2 protein-coding genes are annotated in these 956 nt (G+C 56.4%); one reads left to right on the plus strand and one right to left on the minus strand.

All coding sequences use genetic code 11. The annotated features are described in order from the left end of the window. Positions 1 to 440: saccharopine dehydrogenase family protein (locus PORUE0001_RS00900; protein ID WP_007364563.1), on the plus strand; the 440-nt coding region annotated here is incomplete at its 5' end. 153 nt (positions 441 to 593) lie between these two features. Here the strand turns inward: PORUE0001_RS00900 and PORUE0001_RS00905 are convergent. Further along, positions 594 to 956: alpha amylase C-terminal domain-containing protein (locus tag PORUE0001_RS00905; RefSeq protein WP_007364562.1), on the minus strand; the 363-nt coding region annotated here is incomplete at its 5' end.

The raw sequence follows: 956 nt of genomic DNA on the forward strand, positions 1-956 counted from the left end.
ATCTCAAGTACCTCGAGGTGATCCAAAACATTGGTATGGCAAGCATCGAGCCGATCAACTACAATGGACAGGAGATCGTGCCGATCCAATTCCTCAAGGCTGTCCTGCCTAATCCTCAGGAGCTGGGCGAGAACTATACGGGCGAAACCTCTATCGGCTGCCGCATCCGTGGCGTCAAGGACGGCAAGGAGCGTACCTATTATATATGGAACAACTGCTCTCACCAAGCAGCCTACCGTGAGACGGGCACGCAGGGTGTCAGCTACACGACGGGTGTCCCCGCTACGACAGGCGCACTGATGCTCGCCAAGGGCATATGGGGAGGCGCTGGTGTCTTCAACGTTGAGCAGTTTGATCCAGATCCCTTCCTCGAGGAGGTGGCTCGTCAGGGACTGCCGTGGCATGAGTCCTTCGACATCGACATTGAGTTCGAGAAGTAAGACTTACACATATAAATAACGAGTAACGACTTGTAGGGACGCACGCTCTGTGCGTCCGTTGTGTCCAAGGTTACGATGCTGTAACTTTCGTTCGACAACGGACGCACAGAGCGTGCGTCCCTACAAAGGGTTACTCGTATTGTTTTGCCGCTATCACCGCTTGCGCTGGTAGACTTGCGCTGAGCGGGAGGGCAGATAGAGTCGTAGCTCGGTGCCTCCCTCAGCGGTGGCGCGGGTGTGGTGCAGGACGCTGGCATCGATACGTCCGAAGCCTCCGCAGGCCACCGCATCGCTGTCGAGGAGTAGTTCGTATTGTCCCGCTGGCACGCCCTCGATGAGGTAGTCGGTGTAGCTCTCGGTGGGGCTAAAGTTGAAGGCAAAGAGGTAGCCGTCACCTCGCATGAAAGCGATAACCTGTCGCTCCGTATGGCTATGGTAGCAGTAGTCAGAGAGCTCTGCAAAGCGGGGCGTCAAGCGGCAGAGCGAAAGCATCCCTTTGTCAAAGTGTGCGAGCTG

The organism is Porphyromonas uenonis 60-3 (assembly GCF_000174775.1).
GTDB classification, from domain to species: domain Bacteria; phylum Bacteroidota; class Bacteroidia; order Bacteroidales; family Porphyromonadaceae; genus Porphyromonas; species Porphyromonas uenonis_A.